Raw genomic sequence first — 17,381 nt, 5'->3', positions numbered from 1 at the left:
AAGGCCCCGGGATGCCACGTGGACACGGCAGAATCGACGCCGAAATATGGGACAACCCCAACTTCCTGAAGCTCGATGAAAAAGCACAGCGGCTCTACCTGTTCCTCATCTGCCAGCCTGACGTCACCCACACAGGTGTCCTGCCGCTAACCCTCAGCCGCTGGGCACAGACGGCCAGCGGACTGACTCCCGCCAGCCTCCGCGAAACCCTCCAGGCCCTCGCCCAGGCCGACCTCGTTGCCGTGGACCACACCACAGACGAGCTGCTCATCTGCGGCTACGCCCGCACCACGAGGATCTGGAAGCAGCCGCGGATCATGGGAGCGATGGTGCGCGCCGCCCGCCAGATCACGTCACCATCCCTGCGCGCACGGCTCCGCGCTGATATCGAATGCCTCCCCCTGAGCGACCTCACCGACGTCTCCACCAGCAGCGGTCCGTCCATCCGGCAGCAGGTCATCCAGCACGTCCAGGCGCTATGCAGGGAGCTCACACCCCCTACCGCACCCCCCTCGCGTACCCCTTCGCCAGCCCCCTCCGCAGCCCCTTCCTCCGCTGCTCCAGAGGTCGCCCCACAGGCCCCTGCATTGGCCGACCAGATGCTGACCGCATGGTGGGAACGCTACGGCCGCCGCACCGCGCAAGGCCGGAGATCCGTGCACGCGACCATCGCCGAGGCCCTCGACAACGGCAACGACCCCCGCGAACTGTGGCGCGCCATGGAGAGACTTGGCGAGCTCAGCAAGCCCGTCACCGGCGGCACGCTGACCTACGCGTATGCCGAGCTCCGCAAGACGTCCAAGCCCTCCGGCGCTCCTCAGCTGCCGAACGGCCTGCACCCCACCGGCACGGACCGCCGCGTCGCCGACCACTACGCCCTGATCGCCGAGATGGACCGGGAGACACGATGACCCCCGCCGAAGCCGGACGACTCCTCGCCCACTGCGCAGCATTCGACAACAGACAGCCGAGCCGGGCCGCCAGCGAAGGGTGGGCTGCCGCACTGCGCGATGTCCCGCTCGACGAGGACGCCCTGGCCTCCGTCGCCCGCTACTACGGCACCCCGCCGCGCGACCCTGGACAGCGCCTGTGGATCCAGCCGCACGACGTGCGAACCCTTCGCAAGACGATCCGCAGCGAGCGCCTGGAAACCTACGTCTACGACGGCGACCCCGACGAGAGCACCCAGCAGTACCTCACTCGCCGCCGCCACCAGCTGGCCGCTGTCGCCTCCGGCCATCAGCCGTCCCCCTCTGCAAGAGTGGCCCTGACCGGACCGCCGCATCCGAAGGTCGCAGCCCTCCTCAGCGGCGTCGGCCATGCTGTCGACGACGACACGGCAGCGGAGATCGCGGCCGTACGCCGCCCCGGCCCGCTTGGCACAGACTGCCCCACGTGCAGCGCGCCGATAGGCCGACCCTGCCGTACACCTAGCGGCAAACCTCGCGCCGCGCACCGCCACCGGGTGGATACCGCGTTCGGCCATGAGATGCCGGACGCCGGAGCAGCGGAGCGCGAGATGGACCGCCGCCGGGATGCCTCCCGCCGCTATCTGGAGGCAAGTTCCACGCAGGATGCAGCGTGAGGTGGGAGCAGCTCCTGGCGGAGGAGCTGCCCACAGGCAGTTTCGGGGGCCCTCGCCCGCAGGAGCAACGTTCGCAGGCTGCTGACCCTAAGAAGACGCCTGATCCCAGGGCGGCCGAGCACCGGGCCGTGCTGGAAGCCGAGCTGGCGGATTGGTACCAGCGCCGCCGCTCCGCATATCTGGTGTGACATACGACACCGGGCCGAGAAAGTTTAGTTTCCGTCAAACGCATCGTCAATACTTATCAGTTGTTTTGGTGCAGCAGTAGTAACGCTGCCAGAGACACCAAACGTTTGGTGCTGCTGGCGAAAGTGTTTGACAGGGAATTCTTCGTTAGTAGGGCACTAACAGGGCTGTTGTAGTGTCGTTGGTGTCGGGAGGAGATATCCCGCGCCTACTTCTGCGGCTGGATCCGCCGTAACTCAAGTCCCTCTGACGTGTCCTCAGGAGCACCCTCATGCCTTTTTTCGGTACCGACATCCCTGATGCAAGCCGCGACAGTCAGAACGAAGCGCCTGAAGCGGCCTTCCGGAGAAAGGCAGCCCGGTGGGCGCTCGTCAGGTCGCAGATAGAAGCTCAGACCAGGATCCTTGACGACCTGAAACGGTCCCTCTCTGCCAATCTCCAGGAGTTCGGAATCCGGGACGATAATGGCTCCTACATCATCGACCTCGGTACCACCTACGAAGTCTCGGGGAAGCCCTTCACGGCACTGAAGCTGGAATGCTCCCGTCAGCGGACAGCAGATGAAGACGTCGCCGAACGCATCGCCCTGGAGAAGAATCTCCTCGACCGTCTCTTCCCCCACCGCCGTGTCTTCGATCCACAAGAGGTCCACGTCCTCCTCCAGGAAGACCTGCTGACGGAGGATGAGGTAGACGAAATCTTTCCCGAAGAGATCTCTTACCGATTCGTCCGGGCAGGCAAGTGATGACGTCGCGACTCCGCTACTTCAAGCCCGTCGAGGGCAGCGCCCAGGGCGCCGATGTCCACGCCTACTACCCGGGCTCGTCCCGTCGTATCCGCACCGTCAATCCCGACACCATGCAGCTTGTGGCCCCCGCACCCGCCGAGCCCGTGTGGGACGCCCAGCCCCGCCTCCTGCGCGTCGGCACCGAATGGCGTGAATTCTTCACCATCGGTCAGCTCGCCAATGCCCTCAATCGGTCACCCGTCACCATCCGCAAATGGGAGACCAGCGGCATCATCCCCATCCCCACCTTCGTCATCAGGGGAAAGACCGAGCGCGGAAACCGCCGCCTCTACACCCGCGAGCAGGTCGAAGGGATGCTCCGCATCGCCGATGAGGAGGGAATCCTTCACCACGAGGGGGAGGGGATCCACATCTCCGACACCCGCTTCTCCGAGCGCGTGATCGAACTCTTTCGCGACCTCGCAAACCGGCTGCATGACCAGGGGCAGGCCGCGTGATCTACCGCAAGCTTGTCACTGAGCGCTACAACATGGGATCTGGCGAGCACATCGAAGTCTCCGTTGAAGTTCAATGCGACTCCGAGGCAAACACCATCAACGACATTGAAGAGACCATTAATTACCTCCTCGTCCCCGAGCGCCTACTGGCCAGAAAGCATGCTGAGGAGACCTCCTTCATCCATACCCACCCCGGCCTGACCCGGCCCCACCATCAAAGGATGTGAACGATGCCGTATCCCCGGTACGCAGCCCAGAACGAGCCCAGCGCCTCCGTCTCCTACGACACGGCGCAGGATGCGCCGTCGGGGTACAGCGAACCCGCTGCCCTCGCATACCAGCTCCCCGCCCCGGACCAGCACACCAGCACTGAGGGACCTCAGGCGGCGAACGCCGGGTGGGACGCCTACGACCGTGTCGCCGGACCTGGAGAGACAAGCTACGAAGCCAAGAACGCACTGCGTCTGCAACTTTCCAATGTGCCCACGCTCTTGAAAATCCTTGACAATCAGCCCTTCGACAGCTATCACGTCCACTGGTTCAAGGAGATCACCACCGGCCGCCGGTCTTTCCGGGGACGTGACGTCGGCTGCCCGCCGTGCGACGAACTTGGCCACCGTCCCCGCAAGGTCGGGGTCTTCAACGTCGCTGCCTATGACGACACTACGGGCACCTGGGAAAACCGGGTCTGGGAAACCGGCAGGACCGTCAGCGACCAGCTCCGTGCTCTTGCCAACGACCGCAAGCGCGGACCCCTGACCAATCCGGTCCTCTATTTCGCCGTCTCCAAGACGGGCGCAGGAACCGAGACGAAGTACCACGTCGAAACCGTCAAGGCCCGCGACTTGGAGGAGGACTGGGGTATCCAGTCGCCGAGTCAGGAAGACGCGTCCAGGCTGCTCCAGGGAGTCCAAAACGAGGCGTGGGAGCGGCACAACAGCGTCGCTGAGCTGCGGGAGGCCGTCGCTCGGGTGCTTGCCGAGTCGGAAAACCATTCGTCCGCCGCATAGACCGAGGAGCACCCCCTATGGCTGAGTCGCATATCCCCGCCACTTCCAGCTCGCTCCAGACCGAGCTCCTCATGGACTCCGTCGAGACGATCGACGAGGAGCTCCTTGTGTACCTGGAGCGCCTCGGGCAGCCCCGGCGCAGCCCCGACGTCCTGGACATGGAGACAAAGGCGTCCCGAGCGCGCCTGGAGTCGGTCGCGCCTCTGCGGCCCCTTATCGAGATGTACTGCCGCCTGTGGGCCGAGGGTATGTACCAGCTCACCTCCGAGGAGGCCGCGGACATTGGCGAAGTCGCCGAAGTGTGGGATCAGCTGGTCACCCAGATCGTCAGCCACATGAATGCGGTGTCCGTGGCCATCGTGGCGAACCTGATCGACAAGGGCGTCATCACGCACGCGCCGCGCAGGGCCCGCCGGTGAGCGGATTCTGGGACCGGGTCGTCGGGAGCGGGGCCCCCGTCCCGTCTGGCACGGCAGGCTCCGCGCCCCCTCCCCAGCACCTGATGCCCACACCGGCCAAGACGCCTTCTGCGCACCAGTCGTCCACCTGCCCCGGGTGCGGCTCAGGCCACTACATGGCCCCGCCCAATGCCCCCCAGCATCCCCGGTGCTTCGACTGCGGCTACCCCAAGCTGCACTCCACCAGCGGACTGATAGCCGGACCTTCGGATGGGCCGCCCACCCCCGCGCGCATTCAGTCCCCGAGCAGCCCGAGCATTCACCAGATCGTCCATCGCATCGGCTAAGGAACATTGTGGCAGCCACACAAATCATCACGGTGGAGCAGCTATTGGTGCTCGCCAACCGGGCGGAGCGCCCCGGCGGCCTCACGGCATCCGAAGCCGATCGCCTGCGGCGCGGAGTCCAGGCACTGGCCAGTCGGCCCGCAGAACGCCGCCCGCGGTCTTCAAGGGGTCCTCAGCAGCGCGCAGCGGAGGCACGGCGGTTGCGGACCGCTCTCGCCCGGCTCCACTGGCCGCTGCTCCGAGGCGGCATCGAGGTGTGCGCCGAGTGCTCCAACTGGGACGGACAGCTCTGCCGGGGGCTTCTCACACCGTGGCCCTGCCCCACCGCCGACACCGCCAGGCTCGACACAGTGCGGGCCAGCTGAGTGGTCTCTCCTCTCTGCCGCATCCCGGAGGACGAACGGGCGCCTTACCGGGAATGCGGGGAAACGACTTACCGTGCCACGACGTTCACTAAGGAACGGGAAATGAGTGAGCAGATGATGATGGACACCCTGGAGTCCCTGGCTCTCGCGTGTGAAGAGCGCGCCGAACAGCTGAGCTCCACCTACGCCACAGGAGAAGACACGGGCACGGCCCGCAGCCTCTCCGAGATAGCCGACATTCTCAGAGGCTTGGCACTCGACTGCCAAGCCTGAAATCTGCGCAAGCAGCGCTCTGGGGGAGTGCACGTTCCCTCCAGGGCGCTGTGCCGTCTGGGCCCGTCTGATCCTTTACCCGTCCGTGATCCGGGGGAGTAACTCCAGCGCATGACATATGAGTTACTCGCTTCGTAGTGTCTCCGTCAGGCAAAGCGCCAGAAGCGCTACAAACTGGGGGATCCCATGAGCGTCGAATTCTACTTGTGGGCCCTGATCGGATCACTCGTCCTCAACGCCGCCGCTGCCCTGATCAACACCATTTGTGATCACCTCAACTTGTCCCGGATCCTCCAGCGCCTCGACGCCATGGAAGACCGGCTGCTCATACCGGACGAGCGGTGAATGGCGCTCTACTCTCGGAAGAAGGCACCCGACTGGAGCGCCAACGGCAATCCGGCCCTCGAAGCGAAGTGCCGTAAACCCCGCACTCCTGACACGGCCACCTCCGACCCATGGTTCGACGACCCGGACGAAGCTCGCGCCATCTGTAATGGGACAGCCGACGGAATCATCTGCCCCATGCGCCACGAGTGCCTGACCCAGGCAATGATCAACAACGAGCGGCACGGGGTCTGGGCGGGACTCACCGAAATCCAACTGGTCTGGATGCGCAGACACTTCCGCCACCAGCCGGACCAGTGGCATGTCGAGAACGCCATCGCGCACGAGGAGCTCGTCCAGCATGAAGCACATACCGAAGACACCCGCGGTACGGCGCAGGAAGACACCGGCCCCCGCCAGCTTGAACTCCCTTTTCGAGTCACGTCGGACGGACAAGTCCTTCTTGTCTGAAGCCCGCGCACACGTCATCGCCCAGCATCAGGCCGACACATCGCGACGGCAGGACATCATCCACCCGTCGGAGATGGCCAAGGCCGACTGGTGCCCGCGCGCCACCTATCTCCGCATCGAAACAGGCATCCACTACAAGAAAGACTTCAAGTTCCGGAGCCTCAACATCTTCGACACCGGACATGAGGCCCACACAAAATGGCAACGCCGCGCATGGCAACTCGGCTGGCTTGAAGGGAACTTCGAGTGCCTCCATTGTGGCCACATCTGGTGGTCGGTCAGCCCGGACCGCTGTGATGGATGCTCCAGTACCGCCCTCATGTACGCCGAAGTCCCCGTCGCCGACATCGACGGCTATCAGATCGCCGGACACGCTGACGGCCTCCTCAAACCGATTCGAAAACTGTTGGAGATCAAGACGGTGGGAGAGGGGACCTACCGCATGGAGCACCCCGACCTGCTCACCAAACACACCGTCACCCTGGACGACGGCTCCACCATCGTGAACCTGGCAGCTGTCTGGGCCGACACCCGCGTCCCCTTTCCCAGCCACATCCGCCAGGGCCAGATCTACATGTGGCTTGCACGCAAGGCCGGGCTCGACATCGATGGCATGGAATACGTCTACGAATCCAAATTCAACCAGGACACCAAGAGCTTCACCGTGCGCGCCGACACCAACACCATCGCCGACCGCATCGCCATGGCCCACGACATCAAAGAGCGCCTGGGCAGCCACAACCCCCCGCCCTGCCCGCACGACGGATGCGGCGACTGCGCACCCTACACAGAAACACATCCGCGCCGCCGCCGTCACCGGGCCAACTGACCACTCCACGACCGGACACACCTGCGGTACCCACAGGAGCAGCCATGACCTCACTCGCTATCGGACAGATCTGGACGTGCAGGGATCCGCGCCGCCTCGGACGCTCCCTGAAAGTGATGGCCTTCGACCACGAGTACGTCCATGCCAAGGTCGTATCCAATTCCCACAAAGTCCAGCTCTTCGTGGACGCCGGGGATAAAGCGCTTGACCAGCGAGGCCGCCGCACGAAGATCCTGACACGCCGCTTCAGCTCCGACTGCTACCAGCTCGTCGCGCCGGTACCCACGCCCGCCGACTCCGCAGTGGCGCGGCTGCCCCAGACCTGCATGGACTATGGCCACCACAACTGGTTCCCGATACAGATTCTCTGTCCTCAGGATCGACGGTCCGTCGTCCGGCTCGTGTGCATCCAGTGCTACGGCCACACGCAGCGCGACTCGCCCTGCTTGCCGGATGCGGTGTTCCCGGGGGGCCTGGCCGCATGAGGCAGCTTCACGCAGCTACCCCTGAACTCTTCCGCGTAGTTCGCAAGGCGGTCTACACAGATGGCCGGGAGGACGCGTCCTACTACGGCCCCTACACCACGGAGGGGGCAGCCCAAGGAGCCATCGCAGTGCTCTCCAGGTACATGCCCTGGCAGGCCGTGTCATGCACGTACACAATTGAGCGCGCCATCACACGCTGGAAAACAGTCGCCTGATGTACCCCTTCATCGGTATCGACCAGTCCTACTCAGGCTTCGGTTTTGCTGTCTACTGCCACCCCAGTGAGATCTACCAGACCAAGACAGGGAAGTGGCAGGCCAAGGATTTCGTTTCCCAGTCCGACCGGCTCAACAAGGTCTTCCGTGACGTTCAGATGATGCTCACCGATGTTATCCGAGCCTTCGGAGGAATATCGGCAATCGCCATGGAAGGGTACGCACACGCTTCCAAGTTCCAGCGCGAGTCCCTCGGCGAACTCGGCGGGACAGTAAAACTGGCTATAACTGAAGCAGCCGGATACGACACCTGGCGCCACCCCATCATCGTGCCGCCTCCCACATTGAAAAAGTTCCTCACCGGGAAGGGTACGGCGACAAAGCAGGAGATGCTCGACACGGTGGCTAGCCGCTATGGTCCCGTCTTCCGCAACGATAATCTTGCCGATGCCTACACGCTGGCACGCGTCGCCGCCACATGGGCAACCGGGAACGGCACCCCGGAGCAGCTCGCCCTCGTCCAAAAAATCCAGCCTTCAGCCGACCGGCGCCGTCACAGCGAGGTCGCCTAAGACGCCAAGACCAGAGAGCCCCTCCATCTGAGTAGGGGCTCTCTGCTATTACCACTCAAGCCGTCACACCTCCTACTCTCGGAAATGTCCTTAGCAGACATACCCAGAGAAGCGGCTCAGATGAAAAACCACGCACCCGAGGAGATCACCCTCCTGGTGAAATCCTCCACATCAGCCACGAGTCTCGGCTCCATGTTGGCACGCTGCATCTACGAAGGAAAACGCGTAAGCCTCAGAGCAATTGGAGCCTCTGCCGTCAACCAGGCAGCGAAGTCGATTCCGATCGCCCAGGGACACGCAGCCCCCAAAGGCCACCAGCTCGCGGTCAATATCTCCTTCTTCGACAGCGACATCCAAGGACAGACAAAGACCGGACTGCAATTCCGCATCACTGACACTGCCCGGTAACTCACCAGACGCACACGAAGAAGCGGCACGACAACAGCCAGTAAACCCCAAGTCCACGGCCAGGAGGCCACATGAGTGAGCACATCATCTCCACCGGTCAGTTCCCGACCGTGGGCAAGTCCATGGCAGGCACCCCCGCAGCCTTCGTCCAGCCTCAGGCAGGCATCCGCATCCCCAAGACAGGAAACGCAAAGGGCGGCAAGCCATACCCGGAGCATGCGACGGGACACCGCAGCGCCAAGGTCGATCGCACTGGCATCGGTGGCATCAAAGCGTACCGGGCTGTGCAGAACACACCCATCGCCGAAGAGACCGGCCGCAGCGTCCACACCATTCCGTCAAAGTTCCACTTCGACACCTCCGGTAAGTGACACGTGCTCCCTCTCATACTCGGTGCAGCTGCACGCGTCGTCGCACCCGCTATCGGACGTATCGCCGCCGGTCGAGCTGCCGGGGCTGCCGCTTCTGGCGGCGCTGCACGGCTGCTCCAGCCCGCTCAATTCGCCACGGGAATGGCTCTGGGCGCGAGCAGCGGAAGTAACTCCGGCAGCGACAGCAGCACGCAGGCCCCCGGCAGCGATGAATCCAACCCCGTCTACAACCGCTGAGGAGAAGCTTCATGCTGAACACCCCTGCCTATAGCGCCGGAGTCCTCAGCCAAACCCAGTTCGGAAAGGCCACGACCGAAGTCGGCAACATTCTGAGCGGCAAGTCTCAGCCGATGCAGAGCACGTCGCCGACTGGAAACATTATCGGCGGTCTCCTCGGCACCCAGGCCACCCAGAATGTCACCACGAGACCAGTCTCACCTGCCAGCACGACCGGGTCCTCGACCGGCAGCTCCAGCCCGAGCACGTACATCGGCAGCAATCCGGTCACCAATGCCCAGGCACGCCAGGGGCGCCCGTGAGCGACATCCTCTACTCCACGCCCTACCAGGTCCCCGGCAGCGGCGGGGCCGTCTACGGCGGCGGAGGCAGCACCAGCATCACCGGTGCCCGCGACATCTCCGCTGCACGATCCGGCATGGCGAAGGGACGCCTTCCGGAGGCCGAGTACCCCGACGGCTACCTCGGCACCTTCACCTCGCGACGCGCTGACCGCCTGAGCAACGAATCCGTGCGGACTGCCGAACGGAACAACTCACGACCGTACCTGCGAGGCGTCCACAAGGGCAGCCGCCTGGTACCCAGCGACTACGAATGGCCCGTCGATTTCCACCCCATGACAGGAATTGAGCACCAGAGACAGGGCCGCCGCTGGACCGCACAGGGGAATCCGGAAAATCAGCCCCTGCACAACCCGGCGAAGAGCGATGTTTCAGCAGAAGCCCTTGACGTAAACCCGCTCAAGCGGCAGGAGCTTCGGAAGCTCCTGCCTTCCTGGAAGTGATGCGCTGATGGACACTCCTCGCCCCTGGGAGACGCTGAGCAAGTATCAGCTGCGCGACCTGCTCAACGCGCACACCACCACCCTTGCACCAGGGCCGTGGGCTGCACCCCGCCCGAGCCATATGCGCAGCAACCGGGCTCCCGCGGTGGAAGACGCATTCAACCCCGACGCTGCCTACCCACTTGCCCCGAGGGAGCCACACCGTGGATAAGCCTATGTCGCTATTCGACCGCCGCCGGTCCGGGCGCGGCGACAACGTCAGATGGACCATCCCCGACGACCTGGCACTGCTGGCCCGCGGGCGACTGGACTCCTTGTTCAACGACCGCTCGAAGTCGAAGCTCGGCAACAACAGGCGGACAACCCCGCCGACACCTCGAATGCCGAATACGGAGCGCACGTAATGGCGTACATCCCACGCGGACCGCTCACCAACGAGCTCAGCTACGGACTGACCGACGGCACACTCCGCAAAGCCAGCCCCAACCGAGGCGGATACGTCGAGGACACCACAGTCCAGTCCCGTGCCGCCCTCGACTACCGCCACTTCGGGTCACTGGGCCTCTCTGACACTGGCGCCGCCGCCATGTCTGCACACGACAAGCCACTGCACTGACAACTAAGAGGAGACCAAACATGGGTACACGATGGGTCGCTGAGGCCGAAGACCTGGGAAACGGCAGCATCGGTGGCGACATGGACAGTCCGGAGCTGCCCGCACGTGTCGTCTGGCACAGCACCGAGACCGGCAATGGTGACCAGTCTTTCGACAATGTCGCCGCGGGCCTCATCGAGGAGGAGGTACAGCCGCATTTTCTGTACGACCCGACGACAGACCGCCTCGGTCAGTTCGGCCCGCTCGACCAGTCCGCCCGCGCTCTGAGGAATGACGGCTCGACGAGGACCAACCGCACCGGGACGGCATGTATCCAGATCGAAGTGCTGGCCCGAGCCGCGAGCCCTTTCACCGACTACTGGACCCCCGGACCGAACTTCGTTGCGATGATGAAGGCCATCAGGTCCTGGGACATCCCCGATACATTCCCCATGGGAGCCCCACCGGAGTACCCAGGTGACTCCCGGCGCGACCGCGACACCTGGGAGGAGGAGGGCGGCCACTACTGCCACGCCAACATCCCCGGCAACGATCACGGCGATCCGGGCGCAATCAACCCGAGCAAGATCTTCGACGCAACGCCGGGCGACGGCCAGCCCAGCAAGCCGAAGCCGCCGCCCCCGTCCGACGGCCTGGGCCACTACGAGGTCACCATCGACGGCCTGACCTACGGCCCTGGCGCATACGGCAGTCAGGTCACCCGCGTCGGCCAGGCCCTCGTCGCCGCGGGGTTCGGCAGCGCGTACTCCGAGGGCCCCGGCCCACGCTGGACAGACGCCGATACCCAGGCGTACGCCGCCTACCAGAGGTCACTCGGCTACAGCGGTAAGGACGCGGACGGCATCCCCGGCTCCGTCACCCTGCACCAGCTGCTCGGCTCGTCCAGCACTGAGTACCCCGGCCGGGACGCAGTCCGCTACGGAGCCAGCGGGCCCCAGGTCCTCGCTGTTGACCAGGCCCTGATCCGACACGGCTACGGCAGCTACCTCTCCTACGGCCCGTCCGACTACTACGGCGACACCACACGGGCAGGCGTACGAGCCTTCCAGCGGGATCAGGGCTGGAGTGGCAGCGACGCTGACGGCGATGTCGGCCCGGTGACCTGGAAGCGGCTGATGCAGTGACCGAATGGACCGCGCTAGCGGCAGTGCTCAGTGCCGGTCTCGGGTCTCTCATCACCAGCATTTTCCAGGGAATGCGCATGCGCCGCGATGGCTACAACCAAACACGGCGCGAGCACATGGACGATATCGCCCAATGGCGAGAAGACCTCGCAGGGAAGCTGCGTGAGGTGGAAGCCCTCCTCAATTACTGGCGCGGCGTGGCTGCCGGATATGAGTACCAACTCCTCGCTGCTGGACTCACCCCTGAGAAGCCCGAGCCGCCAGCCTCACTGCTCTACCACCGTATATCTGAAGGAGATTGACGATGCGACAGTACATTAAGGACAACCCCATCCTGACTCGGACGGTCATCGTTGGCCTCCTCACCGCGCTTGTCCACGTGGTACCAGCGCTGGCTGGTGTCGAGGCCAACGAGGTGGTCATCGGCGGGCTTAACACCTTGCTCGTCCTGATCATTGGCCTTGAATCCCGTACCCGCGTCACCGCCAACCACAAGATCGCCAGCCTTCCGGCACCTGCCCCCCAGAGCTTCATCCCGGCCGACAACTCCGTCCAGCTCTGACATCCCACAGCCCCCGGCATCACACAGCCGGGGGCTGTGCCGCGTTCGCACCCCCTGCACACAAGAGAAGGGAGCGGCATGCTCCGCAAGCTTGCCATAGCACTCCTGCCCGCAATCACCGCTACCGCACTGGCTGTATCCACCGGACAGGCATCCGCCACCCGCGCGGAGCCAACCACTACCACCCGATCGGAAGCCCCTGAAAAGAGTGCGCCGAGTACGCACACCGTCCAGACTGGCGAAACCCTCAGCCTCATCGCACAACGCCAACTCGGTGATACACGCCACTGGCAGAGCATTTACGAAATCAACAAAGGAATCATCGGACCCGACCCCAACTTCATCCGGCTGGGCCAGAGCCTTGCGCTGCCCACGGGCCACCGCAAGCCCTACACGGGCGAGAATGAGGCGAAGACAACCACTCCACGCCACGCCAAACCGAAGGCGACGGACACGGAATCGCGCAACGGTATGTGGGATCGCCTCGCCCAGTGTGAATCCTCTGGTGACTGGTCGATCAGCACGGGCAATGGATACTACGGAGGTCTCCAGTTCTCCCTGAGTACCTGGCGAGAGCACGGAGGAAACGGCATGCCGCAGGACGCTTCCCGCGAGGAGCAGATACGCATCGCTGAAAAGGTGCTGGCAGACCAGGGGCCCGGAGCATGGCCCGTCTGCTCTTTCGATGCCGGGATGCGCTGACCCTCGATCCGGCCGTTAACAGACCTTTCGGCTCGCCCCATAGCGTGAGGGGCGAGCCGATATCCGTGTAAGGGGAAGGTCTGTGACCGAAGAGAACATCCGCCTGCTGATGTGCCATAACTGCCGCACCATCGAGGAGCTGCCCGATCACGATGGGCACCCCCGCGAGGACCACCTGCTTGACAACCTCGTCAACCGCCACGAATTCCCTGACGGTGCGAAGCATCGAGGGCAACTGTTGAAGGTCCCGAAGGCGTACTGGGAGAAGGCGCACTACAAGGACGAGATCATCAAGAAGATCAACCATAATCTCGCTAAGGGAGGCAGCGATGGCCTTGGCGGCGACTTTTACAACACGAAGGCAACTTTTCAGGACGACGCCATGGCCTGCTGGAAGCGCCACAACCGCAGTCTGGACTGCTCCGACTGGAAGAGCGACAAGGTACGACTCACTCCTGGCACTGCGAAGGAGCGCAAGGTAGCTGGACTCCCTAAGTACCGCTCCCCGAAAGACCGCTACCTCTGCGACTTCTGTCCGGTAGCCAACGCAGTACGCAAGGCGCACTTCGACAAGACCGCACCAAAGGACTGACCATGCCCGAAGCGAAGAAGACGTCCCGCGGCCAGCAGATCCTAGATGGCAAGAAGGGCGCTGAGAAGGGGATTGCGCGCACCAAGAAGGGCTACAGCAGCGTGCGTGACCCAAAGACCGGCAAGGTCACCTACGGATACCGCCTGGTCATGGAGAAGAAGCTCGGGCGCAAGCTGAAGTCCGACGAGACCGTCGACCATATCAATGGCAACCATCACGATGACCGACCGTCAAATCTCCGAGTTGTGAGTAGGGCTCGGAATACTCAGCTGATGCACGAGCGGCGGGACAAGAAGAAGGTCACCAAGAAGTGACTATGGACCTCAGTAATCTCAAGAATCAGCAGGGCGCCGCCTCTCAGGCCACCACTGCCTTCCTCGTCGTGGTCGATACCGACGGCTCGGTATCCGTGAGCACCGATCTCGCCAACCCTCCGAACGTCGAGCGCTCCGCAACGTTCACCGACATCCGCACGGCCTCCCACGTCGTCCAGGAGGACACACGGGCCATGCAGATCTCGGGCCTGGTCCAGCAGCAGATGATGGCCGTGGGCCAGATGGTGCAGCAGCAGATGCAGACCGAAGCCCTTGCCAAGTCGCTCAAGCTGTAGCCGCCCACGACGGCATCGAGTACACGAATAGACGGGCCATCTTCAGGCCACGCACGTGTCGTCCCGCCCGTCGAAGGGGTATGCATGGACGCGATGCTTGGACACCCATCATCCGGTGAGCGGCTGGGACCACTGATCCGCATGCTGCGCGAAGCCAAAGGCTGGACCGAGGACGATCTCGCCAAGGCTCTCATCGACGACTCCGGCCGCAAAACCATGACCCGCACCGAAGTGTGGCGATGGGAGGTCGAGTACGAGGGACGAACAGCCGGACCCCTCTGGCTCCCGCACCTGGCCAACGTGCTGGACATCCCGGTCACACGGCTCCAAGCGGCGAAGGCAGCATCAAAGGCAGCCAGAAGGATCGGACACCTCACCACCGTCACACCAGCCGAAGTCCTCGCCTCCCTCGTCCCACCCGACGACCCCTTCTCCCCACTCGCCACCCACACCGGGCGGCGAGTGGGCAAGGACGACGCCGAAGCTCTCCTGCGCCGTGTCCATGGCCTGCGCCTGGCTGACGACGTCCTAGCCGGTGGAGACCTGGTGGAGACCTGCGTCCGCGAACTCCGCCGGACCATCAACCTCTACAACGGCACCTGCCACACCGAAAAGGTCGGCAAGCGCCTCCTCACAGCCGTGGCAGAGATGGCACAACTGGCCGGATGGGTGGCCACCGACACCGGCGGCGCGGTCAACCCGGAGCCCCTCTTCCGCCTCGGAGCGTCAGCCGCACGCCAGGCTCAAGACGGCGCTCTGACCGCCCACCTGCTGGGCTCCTGGGGCTATTGGCAGGCCAACACCGGAAACCCCCACCGAGGCGTCGAACTCGTACGCACAGCCGAAGCAGCCGCCGGGAGCGACGTCCCCCTGGTCGCCAAGTCACTGACCGCAGCGCGCCTCGCATGGGTGAACGCCCTAGCCGGAGACGACCGCAGCGCCCTCCGGCACATCGGCGACGCCATGCAGCAGATCCACGACGCGGACCCCGAAGAGGCCAACGACAAGCTGTGGCTGTACTGGGTGGACATCCCTGAACAGGAAGTGATGCAAGCCAGGGTGGCCACCCAGCTCCATCGTCCCCTTCGCGCCGTCCCCCTGCTGCGCCGTGTTCTCGACAACTACGACCCCACGCACGTACGCGAGTACTCCCTCTACCTGTCGTGGCTGGTCACCGCGCTGCTGGACGCCAACGAGATCGAGGAAGCCGCCGTCCAGGCCACTCGGATGTTCGAGATGACGGCATCGGTACCCTCGTCACGCGCCAGCGAACGAGGACAGGTGGTGTTGACCGCACTGCGGCATCACCGCCAGGCGCTGGAAGTCGAGGAGGTGCTCATGCACTGGGACGCCACCCCTTCGTAAGGCCGAGTTTGGCAGACGATTTGGCACACGAGTTGGCAATTCCCCAGAAGCCAGGACGACGGTTCACTCGATAGCGAGCCCGAGACACCCCCGCAGACCAGCAGGGATCTCTTCTCGGCTCAGGTGCACTTGTCCTCGACAACTGGGAGGCGCCGTCATCATGACGACCGCAACCACACAACGCACCAACCACACCGTGTTCTCCGTCGAACTGCCGGAGGACTTCACCCCGACCTGGAACAAGATCGACGGCATCACCGTCGACGGCAACCAGATCACCATCGACACCGCACGGTACTTCTTCCGCTACGAGAACCCCACGTGGCTCCTCGTGGACTGGGAGCTGGTCCGCTCCGAACTCCTCGGTGTCACGGAAACCAGCGAGCAGACCATCGAGCAGCTGGCCAGCAACTTCATCAAGGCCCACGGCCGGTCCACCAACGACCCGGCCAAGGTCCTGAAGACTGGCTACCAGGTCGCTGCGCACATCTTCCGGGACGACTACGTCGGCGTCGGCAAGCTGGACGTCACCGAGCACGAAGTCAAGGCGCTGCGCGAGGCCGCCACGATCATGGCGCTGAACAAGGTCGAGCTGACCGGGCGCATCGCGAACGTGGGCCCGTGCTGGTTCTTCCCGATCGCCACCTCGGTCGTCTTCGGATTCGACGAGGACAAGGGCAAGCAGGTCGACGAGCTGTACCACGGCGGATGGTTCAACGAGGACCGTCGGCGCGAGTCGGTACTCGCTCACGCCGCACTCGGCGGCCGACTCGTCCACGGGTGCCAGGCATCCGCCGAGATGCTGGGCGGCACGGTACTGGAGTACGGCACGAACCTCGCCCGCTTCACCAGCGAACTGGGTGCGATGGGGGACGAGTGGCAGGACCGCGTGAAGGCCATGGGTCGTAAGTGACCGAGGCCAGAAGGGGAGCCGGGGCAATCGCCCCGGCTCCCTGTCACACCACGAGGGGAGAGTCACCCATGGCACGCACGAATCAGCTGCATCACACGTTCTCCGCCGACGCGCAAGTGAATACCGCCGCATGGAACGGCATCGCCGACCAGCTGACGCCATGCGACGGTCCCGCTGAAGTCCCAGACCACATCGAATGGACCTCGTGGCCCGGACATGGGCCTGACCACGACTTCCTCGGGGACGTGAGCGGAAAGCGGGTCGCCGAACTCGGCTGCGGTACCGGCGAGCACACCGCCTACATGGCCGCTCACGGAGCCGCGCTGGCCGTCGGAGTGGACATCGCCCAACACCGCATCAAGCAGGCCCAAGAGCGATATGGGCATCTCGCCGGAATCCAATGGGAGGTCGGCGACGCCATCGAGGCCACAGCCCACCTGCCCAAGATCGACATCTGCATCTCCATCTACGGCGCGCTCTGGTACGCCGACCCGGCCCTGCTCCTGCCCGTCATCCGAAACCGGCTCAAGGTCGGAGGCGTGCTCGCCTTCACCGTCAACGCCCTCCGCACCGGACAAGTGCCTGGCCGCCGCGTGGACAACCTCACGCTCCCTGACGGCATCAGGCTGCCCGTCGTGTACTACTCCTACGCCCTGCCGACCTGGAGGTACCTCCTCCAGGAGGCAGAGCTGACCCTCGACACGGCACTGACTGTCGACGACCCCACAGGGGGCGGCCACCAGGCCCTGGTCCTGCGAGCCCACCGCCCAGCCGAAACCTAGGCATCCTCCC

Annotated in this window: 30 protein-coding genes; all 30 read left to right on the top strand. The window is 64.2% G+C overall.

Annotated elements, in window-relative coordinates; translation table 11 throughout:
- Nucleotides 1-11: 11 nt before the first annotated feature.
- Nucleotides 12-911 (top strand): hypothetical protein, encoded by a 900-nt coding sequence (locus K6I34_RS00225; protein WP_229321914.1) that lies wholly within the window; start codon nucleotides 12-14, stop codon nucleotides 909-911.
- A complete protein-coding gene (locus K6I34_RS00220; protein WP_229321913.1) occupies nucleotides 908-1,585 on the top strand; it encodes a hypothetical protein in 678 nt (225 codons plus the stop codon). The genes K6I34_RS00225 and K6I34_RS00220 overlap by 4 nt, the downstream gene beginning before the upstream one ends.
- A gap of 457 nt (nucleotides 1,586-2,042) precedes the next feature.
- Nucleotides 2,043-2,516 (top strand): hypothetical protein, encoded by a 474-nt coding sequence (locus K6I34_RS00215; RefSeq protein WP_229321912.1) that lies wholly within the window; start codon nucleotides 2,043-2,045, stop codon nucleotides 2,514-2,516.
- A complete protein-coding gene (locus K6I34_RS00210; RefSeq protein WP_229321911.1) occupies nucleotides 2,516-3,016 on the top strand; it encodes a MerR family transcriptional regulator in 501 nt (166 codons plus the stop codon). The genes K6I34_RS00215 and K6I34_RS00210 overlap by 1 nt, the downstream gene beginning before the upstream one ends.
- On the top strand, nucleotides 3,013-3,243 hold the full coding sequence (locus K6I34_RS00205; protein ID WP_229321910.1) for a hypothetical protein: 231 nt from the start codon (nucleotides 3,013-3,015) through the stop codon (nucleotides 3,241-3,243). The genes K6I34_RS00210 and K6I34_RS00205 overlap by 4 nt, the downstream gene beginning before the upstream one ends.
- 3 nt (nucleotides 3,244-3,246) lie before the next feature.
- The gene (locus K6I34_RS00200; protein WP_229321909.1) at nucleotides 3,247-4,026 is read left to right on the top strand and encodes a hypothetical protein; all 780 of its coding nucleotides are present in this window, start codon (nucleotides 3,247-3,249) and stop codon (nucleotides 4,024-4,026) included.
- Between the two features lie 17 nt (nucleotides 4,027-4,043).
- Nucleotides 4,044-4,445, top strand: a complete 402-nt coding sequence (locus K6I34_RS00195) for a hypothetical protein (protein WP_229321908.1) — start codon at nucleotides 4,044-4,046, stop codon at nucleotides 4,443-4,445.
- A 334-nt stretch (nucleotides 4,446-4,779) separates the two neighbouring features.
- Nucleotides 4,780-5,136 (top strand): hypothetical protein, encoded by a 357-nt coding sequence (locus tag K6I34_RS00190; RefSeq protein WP_229321907.1) that lies wholly within the window; start codon nucleotides 4,780-4,782, stop codon nucleotides 5,134-5,136.
- Nucleotides 5,137-5,238: 102 nt separating this feature from the next.
- Nucleotides 5,239-5,409 (top strand): hypothetical protein, encoded by a 171-nt coding sequence (locus K6I34_RS00185; protein ID WP_229321906.1) that lies wholly within the window; start codon nucleotides 5,239-5,241, stop codon nucleotides 5,407-5,409.
- Between the two features lie 186 nt (nucleotides 5,410-5,595).
- Nucleotides 5,596-5,754, top strand: coding sequence for a hypothetical protein (locus K6I34_RS00180; protein WP_229321905.1), 159 nt, complete (start codon nucleotides 5,596-5,598; stop codon nucleotides 5,752-5,754).
- Entirely contained in the window at nucleotides 5,755-6,204 is a 450-nt protein-coding gene (locus K6I34_RS00175; protein WP_229321904.1) for a WhiB family transcriptional regulator, read from the top strand.
- Nucleotides 6,197-7,033 carry a hypothetical protein gene (locus K6I34_RS00170; protein WP_229321903.1) on the top strand — a complete coding sequence of 279 codons (837 nt, stop codon included), beginning with the start codon at nucleotides 6,197-6,199 and terminating at the stop codon, nucleotides 7,031-7,033. The genes K6I34_RS00175 and K6I34_RS00170 overlap by 8 nt, the downstream gene beginning before the upstream one ends.
- Before the next feature lie 44 nt (nucleotides 7,034-7,077).
- The gene (locus K6I34_RS00165) at nucleotides 7,078-7,518 is read left to right on the top strand and encodes a hypothetical protein (protein ID WP_229321902.1); all 441 of its coding nucleotides are present in this window, start codon (nucleotides 7,078-7,080) and stop codon (nucleotides 7,516-7,518) included.
- A gap of 214 nt (nucleotides 7,519-7,732) precedes the next feature.
- On the top strand, nucleotides 7,733-8,305 hold the full coding sequence (locus tag K6I34_RS00160) for a hypothetical protein (RefSeq protein ID WP_229321901.1): 573 nt from the start codon (nucleotides 7,733-7,735) through the stop codon (nucleotides 8,303-8,305).
- A 120-nt stretch (nucleotides 8,306-8,425) separates the two neighbouring features.
- Nucleotides 8,426-8,713, top strand: coding sequence for a stage V sporulation protein S (locus tag K6I34_RS00155; protein ID WP_229321900.1), 288 nt, complete (start codon nucleotides 8,426-8,428; stop codon nucleotides 8,711-8,713).
- A 71-nt stretch (nucleotides 8,714-8,784) separates the two neighbouring features.
- Nucleotides 8,785-9,084 carry a hypothetical protein gene (locus tag K6I34_RS00150; protein ID WP_229321899.1) on the top strand — a complete coding sequence of 100 codons (300 nt, stop codon included), beginning with the start codon at nucleotides 8,785-8,787 and terminating at the stop codon, nucleotides 9,082-9,084.
- Between the two features lie 248 nt (nucleotides 9,085-9,332).
- Nucleotides 9,333-9,623, top strand: a complete 291-nt coding sequence (locus tag K6I34_RS00145) for a hypothetical protein (protein ID WP_229321898.1) — start codon at nucleotides 9,333-9,335, stop codon at nucleotides 9,621-9,623.
- Complete coding sequence (locus tag K6I34_RS00140; protein ID WP_229321897.1) at nucleotides 9,620-10,105, top strand: hypothetical protein; 486 nt, start codon at nucleotides 9,620-9,622, stop codon at nucleotides 10,103-10,105. Before K6I34_RS00145 ends, K6I34_RS00140 begins: the two co-directional genes overlap by 4 nt.
- A 215-nt stretch (nucleotides 10,106-10,320) precedes the next feature.
- Nucleotides 10,321-10,509 (top strand): hypothetical protein, encoded by a 189-nt coding sequence (locus tag K6I34_RS00135; protein ID WP_229321896.1) that lies wholly within the window; start codon nucleotides 10,321-10,323, stop codon nucleotides 10,507-10,509.
- The gene (locus tag K6I34_RS00130; RefSeq protein WP_229321895.1) at nucleotides 10,509-10,721 is read left to right on the top strand and encodes a hypothetical protein; all 213 of its coding nucleotides are present in this window, start codon (nucleotides 10,509-10,511) and stop codon (nucleotides 10,719-10,721) included. Before K6I34_RS00135 ends, K6I34_RS00130 begins: the two co-directional genes overlap by 1 nt.
- Nucleotides 10,722-10,741: 20 nt before the next feature.
- On the top strand, nucleotides 10,742-11,845 hold the full coding sequence (locus K6I34_RS00125; protein ID WP_229321894.1) for a peptidoglycan-binding protein: 1,104 nt from the start codon (nucleotides 10,742-10,744) through the stop codon (nucleotides 11,843-11,845).
- Nucleotides 11,842-12,147 carry a hypothetical protein gene (locus K6I34_RS00120; RefSeq protein ID WP_229321893.1) on the top strand — a complete coding sequence of 102 codons (306 nt, stop codon included), beginning with the start codon at nucleotides 11,842-11,844 and terminating at the stop codon, nucleotides 12,145-12,147. The genes K6I34_RS00125 and K6I34_RS00120 overlap by 4 nt, the downstream gene beginning before the upstream one ends.
- 2 nt (nucleotides 12,148-12,149) lie before the next feature.
- Nucleotides 12,150-12,407, top strand: coding sequence for a hypothetical protein (locus K6I34_RS00115; RefSeq protein ID WP_229321892.1), 258 nt, complete (start codon nucleotides 12,150-12,152; stop codon nucleotides 12,405-12,407).
- A gap of 78 nt (nucleotides 12,408-12,485) precedes the next feature.
- Nucleotides 12,486-13,109, top strand: coding sequence for a transglycosylase family protein (locus K6I34_RS38770; protein WP_374230758.1), 624 nt, complete (start codon nucleotides 12,486-12,488; stop codon nucleotides 13,107-13,109).
- Nucleotides 13,110-13,191: 82 nt separating this feature from the next.
- Nucleotides 13,192-13,701 (top strand): hypothetical protein, encoded by a 510-nt coding sequence (locus K6I34_RS00100; protein WP_229321891.1) that lies wholly within the window; start codon nucleotides 13,192-13,194, stop codon nucleotides 13,699-13,701.
- Between the two features lie 2 nt (nucleotides 13,702-13,703).
- Entirely contained in the window at nucleotides 13,704-14,015 is a 312-nt protein-coding gene (locus K6I34_RS00095) for an HNH endonuclease (protein WP_229321890.1), read from the top strand.
- A 2-nt stretch (nucleotides 14,016-14,017) separates the two neighbouring features.
- Nucleotides 14,018-14,311 (top strand): hypothetical protein, encoded by a 294-nt coding sequence (locus K6I34_RS00090; RefSeq protein WP_229321889.1) that lies wholly within the window; start codon nucleotides 14,018-14,020, stop codon nucleotides 14,309-14,311.
- 84 nt (nucleotides 14,312-14,395) lie between these two features.
- Nucleotides 14,396-15,676, top strand: coding sequence for a helix-turn-helix domain-containing protein (locus K6I34_RS00085; RefSeq protein WP_229321888.1), 1,281 nt, complete (start codon nucleotides 14,396-14,398; stop codon nucleotides 15,674-15,676).
- A 160-nt stretch (nucleotides 15,677-15,836) separates the two neighbouring features.
- The gene (locus tag K6I34_RS00080) at nucleotides 15,837-16,589 is read left to right on the top strand and encodes a hypothetical protein (RefSeq protein WP_229321887.1); all 753 of its coding nucleotides are present in this window, start codon (nucleotides 15,837-15,839) and stop codon (nucleotides 16,587-16,589) included.
- Between the two features lie 68 nt (nucleotides 16,590-16,657).
- A complete protein-coding gene (locus K6I34_RS00075) occupies nucleotides 16,658-17,371 on the top strand; it encodes a bifunctional 2-polyprenyl-6-hydroxyphenol methylase/3-demethylubiquinol 3-O-methyltransferase UbiG (RefSeq protein ID WP_229321886.1) in 714 nt (237 codons plus the stop codon).
- Nucleotides 17,372-17,381: the final 10 nt, after the last annotated feature.

The sequence above is a fragment of the Streptomyces sp. UNOC14_S4 genome (genome assembly GCF_020740835.1).
GTDB lineage: Bacteria > Actinomycetota > Actinomycetes > Streptomycetales > Streptomycetaceae > Streptomyces.
Note: the sequence above shows the minus strand (reverse complement) of the source record. Positions and strands in the feature narration are given on the sequence as shown.

Coding starts and splice junctions, on each gene's coding strand:
- K6I34_RS00225 (WP_229321914.1), top strand. CDS start 12: ATGCCACGTGGACACGGCAGAATCGACGCCGAAATATGGGACAACCCC.
- K6I34_RS00220 (WP_229321913.1), top strand. CDS start 908: ATGACCCCCGCCGAAGCCGGACGACTCCTCGCCCACTGCGCAGCATTC.
- K6I34_RS00215 (WP_229321912.1), top strand. CDS start 2,043: ATGCCTTTTTTCGGTACCGACATCCCTGATGCAAGCCGCGACAGTCAG.
- K6I34_RS00210 (WP_229321911.1), top strand. CDS start 2,516: ATGACGTCGCGACTCCGCTACTTCAAGCCCGTCGAGGGCAGCGCCCAG.
- K6I34_RS00200 (WP_229321909.1), top strand. CDS start 3,247: ATGCCGTATCCCCGGTACGCAGCCCAGAACGAGCCCAGCGCCTCCGTC.
- K6I34_RS00195 (WP_229321908.1), top strand. CDS start 4,044: ATGGCTGAGTCGCATATCCCCGCCACTTCCAGCTCGCTCCAGACCGAG.
- K6I34_RS00185 (WP_229321906.1), top strand. CDS start 5,239: ATGAGTGAGCAGATGATGATGGACACCCTGGAGTCCCTGGCTCTCGCG.
- K6I34_RS00180 (WP_229321905.1), top strand. CDS start 5,596: ATGAGCGTCGAATTCTACTTGTGGGCCCTGATCGGATCACTCGTCCTC.
- K6I34_RS00175 (WP_229321904.1), top strand. CDS start 5,755: ATGGCGCTCTACTCTCGGAAGAAGGCACCCGACTGGAGCGCCAACGGC.
- K6I34_RS00165 (WP_229321902.1), top strand. CDS start 7,078: ATGACCTCACTCGCTATCGGACAGATCTGGACGTGCAGGGATCCGCGC.
- K6I34_RS00160 (WP_229321901.1), top strand. CDS start 7,733: ATGTACCCCTTCATCGGTATCGACCAGTCCTACTCAGGCTTCGGTTTT.
- K6I34_RS00155 (WP_229321900.1), top strand. CDS start 8,426: ATGAAAAACCACGCACCCGAGGAGATCACCCTCCTGGTGAAATCCTCC.
- K6I34_RS00150 (WP_229321899.1), top strand. CDS start 8,785: ATGAGTGAGCACATCATCTCCACCGGTCAGTTCCCGACCGTGGGCAAG.
- K6I34_RS00145 (WP_229321898.1), top strand. CDS start 9,333: ATGCTGAACACCCCTGCCTATAGCGCCGGAGTCCTCAGCCAAACCCAG.
- K6I34_RS00135 (WP_229321896.1), top strand. CDS start 10,321: ATGTCGCTATTCGACCGCCGCCGGTCCGGGCGCGGCGACAACGTCAGA.
- K6I34_RS00130 (WP_229321895.1), top strand. CDS start 10,509: ATGGCGTACATCCCACGCGGACCGCTCACCAACGAGCTCAGCTACGGA.
- K6I34_RS00125 (WP_229321894.1), top strand. CDS start 10,742: ATGGGTACACGATGGGTCGCTGAGGCCGAAGACCTGGGAAACGGCAGC.
- K6I34_RS00115 (WP_229321892.1), top strand. CDS start 12,150: ATGCGACAGTACATTAAGGACAACCCCATCCTGACTCGGACGGTCATC.
- K6I34_RS38770 (WP_374230758.1), top strand. CDS start 12,486: ATGCTCCGCAAGCTTGCCATAGCACTCCTGCCCGCAATCACCGCTACC.
- K6I34_RS00095 (WP_229321890.1), top strand. CDS start 13,704: ATGCCCGAAGCGAAGAAGACGTCCCGCGGCCAGCAGATCCTAGATGGC.
- K6I34_RS00090 (WP_229321889.1), top strand. CDS start 14,018: ATGGACCTCAGTAATCTCAAGAATCAGCAGGGCGCCGCCTCTCAGGCC.
- K6I34_RS00085 (WP_229321888.1), top strand. CDS start 14,396: ATGGACGCGATGCTTGGACACCCATCATCCGGTGAGCGGCTGGGACCA.
- K6I34_RS00080 (WP_229321887.1), top strand. CDS start 15,837: ATGACGACCGCAACCACACAACGCACCAACCACACCGTGTTCTCCGTC.
- K6I34_RS00075 (WP_229321886.1), top strand. CDS start 16,658: ATGGCACGCACGAATCAGCTGCATCACACGTTCTCCGCCGACGCGCAA.